This window comes from Nitriliruptor sp. (assembly GCF_040882075.1).
GTDB lineage: Bacteria > Actinomycetota > Nitriliruptoria > Nitriliruptorales > Nitriliruptoraceae > Nitriliruptor.
The window spans coordinates 1-3,976 of record NZ_JBBEBZ010000097.1 but is presented as its reverse complement, the minus strand read 5'-3'; the positions used below and the strand labels follow the sequence as shown (position 1 = coordinate 3,976).

At 72.9% G+C, this 3,976-nt stretch carries 3 protein-coding genes and 1 pseudogene; all 4 read right to left on the bottom strand.

The annotated features are described in order from the left end of the window. Nucleotides 1-42 precede the first annotated feature (42 nt). Nucleotides 43-411: pseudogene (rpsI, locus tag WEB03_RS05670) on the bottom strand (30S ribosomal protein S9); the annotation flags it as partial. Nucleotides 412-440: 29 nt separating this feature from the next. Then, the gene (gene rplM, locus WEB03_RS05665; protein WP_368069980.1) at nt 441-875 is read right to left on the bottom strand and encodes a 50S ribosomal protein L13; all 435 of its coding nucleotides are present in this window, start codon (nt 873-875) and stop codon (nt 441-443) included. 319 nt (nt 876-1,194) lie between these two features. Next, a complete protein-coding gene (locus tag WEB03_RS05660; protein WP_368069979.1) occupies nt 1,195-2,784 on the bottom strand; it encodes an S-layer homology domain-containing protein in 1,590 nt (529 codons plus the stop codon). A gap of 192 nt (nt 2,785-2,976) precedes the next feature. Then, nucleotides 2,977-3,837, bottom strand: a complete 861-nt coding sequence (truA, locus tag WEB03_RS05655) for a tRNA pseudouridine(38-40) synthase TruA (RefSeq protein ID WP_368069978.1) — start codon at nt 3,835-3,837, stop codon at nt 2,977-2,979. Between the last annotated feature and the right edge of the window lie 139 nt (nt 3,838-3,976).

Genomic DNA, 3,976 nt, shown 5'->3' with positions numbered 1-3,976 from the left:
CCCCGGAGGGCGGCGTCGTCGGTGTCGCGGAGCGTCGAGGCTCTAGCGCTTGGAGAACTGCGGAGCGCGGCGGGCCTTCTTGAGGCCGTACTTCTTGCGCTCGACCCGACGGGAGTCACGGGTGAGGAACCCGGCCTGCTTGAGGGGGGCGCGCCACTCGGGGTCGTGCTCGGAGAGCGCGCGCGCGATCGCGAGACGGAGCGCACCAGCCTGGCCGGTCATGCCACCGCCGTGGAGGCGGGCCGTGATGTCCCATTGGCCCTCCTGCTCGAGGATCCCGAAGGGCTCGACGACGTGGGCGCGCACCTTCTCGGTGGTGAAGTAGTCCTCGAAGGTGCGGCCGTTCAGCGTGAACTGGCCGGACCCCTTGGTGACGCGGGCGCGGGCGACGGCCGCCTTGCGGCGTCCGACGAAGATCTTGTCAGCCATGTTCGACGCTCTCAGACGTGGTCGGGCAGGGGCTGCGGAGCCTGTGCCTCGTGGGGGTGGGTCGGACCGGCGTAGACCTTGAGCTTCTTGCCCATCGCGCGGCCGAGCTTGTTCTTGGGGAGCATCCCGTGGACGGCGCGCTCGACGACCTCGGTGGGCTTCTTGTCGAGCATCCTCAGGAACGGCACGGACGTGAGCCCGCCCGGGTAGCCCGAGTGCCGGTGGTACTGCTTCTGCTCGATCTTGCTGCCCTTGAGCGTCACCTTCTCGGCGTTGATGACCACGACGAAGTCACCGGTGTCGAGGTGGGGGGCGAAGGTCGGCTTGTGCTTGCCGCGCAGGACGGCGGCGACCCGGGTGGCCAGGCGACCGAGGGACTGACCCTCGGCGTCGACCACGAACCAGGCGCGCTCGATCTCCTTGGCGCTGGGGCTGTAGGTGCGCATCGCTTCACGTTCCTCGGTGGCCACGCGTTCCCCCGCTCGGGGAGGGGGTGGTGCGTGGGGCCGTCAGGTGGTTGCTCGCCGGTACCGGACCGAGCCGATCGGCACGCGGGGTGCCAGTGGCTCGGTGCTGCCCGGGGGCGGCGTCCGGAGCGGGACGCGGCAGCGGTGCTGACGGGGCCCGGACACGAGACACGCGGTCCTCGCAGGACCGCGGAGCAGGAGGGTACCTGCCGGGCGCCAGGAGGGTCAACCGGCGCGGCTGGTGACCGCCGTCCGCTCGTTCAGCGCCGTCGCGGCGACGTGGACGTCCGGACGGAACTCACCCGGCCGCCCGGATCACGCGCCGGCCCGTCACGGTCACGATCTCGATGTCGGACCCGAAACCGTTGCGGGTGAGGGCCGTGTCGGCCCACCGATCCGCAGCCGCCGTCGACGCCGCGCCGGCGTCCGGCAGCCGGACGTAGGCCGTCGCACCACCGACGATGAGCGAGTCCTCGATGTCGGTGCCGGTCGAGCCCAGATCGGTCGACACCACGTCCACCCCGACGTCCGTCGCATCGACGTAGGCGTCGTACAGGAACGTCCAGCCGCTGCCCTGGTCGACCCGGATCCCGACGGCGCCTTCGACGGTCACCAGCTCGACCCAGACGTTGCCGCGCGAGGTCACGTCCACCGCGGGACCCGACGACGGACCCTCGACGATCAGCCCGTACAGCTCGTTCCACACGTCAGGGTCATCGCCGGTGACACGCACCGTGCCTCGGATCTCCGGCCGATCGTCGCCGGTCCCCGCCCACACCCCGGCGAGGCTGACCTCGCGGGCGTTGCCGGCGCTGAGCACGAGCGACTCGACGTAGGGACGGGCCTCGCGACCGACGACCACGACGGTGACGACGAGCCCGGACCGGGTGCGGGCCTCGTCGATGGCGGGCTGGATGGTGCAGTAGGGGCGCTCGTCGGACCCGTCGGCTCCGGTGGGCACGCACGGCGCCCCCGCGGTCCCGCGGTCGACGAGGAGGGTGACGTAGCTGCCCGGTGGCAGGGTGAACTCCGCCTCGACGAAGATGTCGAGCAGCCGGGTCACGAAGACCGCCATCTGGCCACGTGAGACGAACCGGTTCGGGCCGAAGGTGCCGTCGACGAACCCACTGACGATGCCGAAGCGGTAGATGGAGGCCACGCTCGCCCGGTGCGCGGCGGGGATGGTGTCCTCGTCGGGGAAGCAGCCCTGGTCCGGCTGTGCCGGGTCACCGCAATCGCCGGTGTCGACCGCCGCGTCGTAGTAGTTGGCGACCCCGAGCAGGGTGCGGTGCACCATCGAGCCCATCTGGGCCCGCGTGATCCGTCGGTACGGGTGGAAGGTGTCGGCCGAGGTCCCGGAGACGATCCACACCTCGAGCAGGTCCGCCAGCTCGTCGGAGGCCAGGACGTTGATCGCCCGACCGAACCCGTCGTCGGCGGCGACGTCGTCGAACCTCGACGTCGACGGCGGCTGCGGCAGCGGGACCAGGTCGTCGAGGAGGTTGTGGAGGAAGACCGCCGCCTGCCGCCGCGTGATGGCCGCGTGCGGCGAGTAGGTGTCAGCGGTGGTCCCCGTCGTGATCCCGTACCAGACGAGACAATCCACGTGCCCGGCGAAGGACGAGGCCGCGGCGTCATCGAAACCAGCGTCCGGGACCTGCCCGTCGGGACAGGCGAACGTCAGGTCACGCGGTTGGATCCCCTCCTCGTCGGCGGTCGCCCGTACGGACCGGTCGGACCGGTCGGAGCGGTCGGACGCCGAACGGCGCTCTCCGAGGGAGTCGGCGCTCCCGTCCGCAGCGGAGGCCGTGGCCGCGGGGGCGAGGGTCAGGATGAGCGCCGCGACGAGCGGGAGCACGCCGAACCGGCGGGCGGGACGTGACGACATCGGTGAGCCCTCGGGCTGTTCGGGGATCACCCGGGCGAGCGGGCGATCGACGCCGGAGGTCGCCGACGCCCGCGGAGTCTGACGGACCGGGCGGCCGGGCGGGCGGAGGAGGCTCCGGAGAGGACGCGGCTGCGCGGACCTCGCGCACGACCCTGCCCGCCGCGTTCACGTGCGCACACCCCGGCGCGCCGCTCAGGCTTCGTCGACGCGCATCGGTGCAGCGGGGAACCGACGGCCGTAGCTGACGCGCTCCAGCGTCAGCCCGTGGGGCGGCGCGACCCGGGCCAGCTCCCGACGGTCCCGCGCCGCGAGCACCTCGGCGACGCGCTCCGGCTGCCACCCGCCACGGCCGACCTCGACCAGGCACCCGACGATGGCGCGCACCTGGTTGTGGCAGAACGCCGCGCCCGCGAGCCGCACCGAGATCCGGCCGGGTGCGGGCCGCGAGATGGCGATGCGGTCGAGGCGCCGGACCGACGAGCGGCCGGGCACCCGCCGGCAGAACGCGGCGAAGTCGTGCTGACCGATCAGGGCCGCTGCCGCTCGTCGCATCGGACCGATCGCGAGCGGCACCCCGATGTGCCAGCGGTCGAACCGTTCGAGCGGCGCGGCGGTGTCGGCGTCGACCAGCCGGTAGCGGTACACGCGGCCGGTCGCCGAGCGGCGGGCATCGAAGTCCGCCGGGACGCGCCTCACCCCCCAGACCGTGATCGGGGGCCCGACCAGACCGTCGATCCTGCGCCGGAGCTCGGGGCTGGTCGGCGAGCCGGCGAGCAGGTCCACGAGCGATCGTTGTGCCACCGCGACCGACGGGTCGACGTCGAGGTGGACGACCTGGGCGAGCGCGTGGACGCCCCGGTCGGTGCGGCCCGCACAGGTGGTGGCGACCGGCTGGCCCAGACAACGCGACAGGGCACCCTCGAGGGTGCCCTGCACGGTGACCTGGTCCGGCTGCCGAGCGAACCCCGCGAACGGCGAACCGTCGTAGGCGAGGTCGATCCGCAGCCGGACCGCGTCGGGCAGCCGCGGAGCGGACCCCGCGACCTCGGTCACTGCGTCTTCTCGTCCTCGCCAGCCTCGTCGGCCGCCTCGGCGTCAGCGGCCTCGTCCGGCGAGTCGCTCTCATCCGCGCTCGAGGGCGAGTCGACCGACTCGGCCGATGCCGGCGAGTCCGCGCTCGCGGGCGAGTCCG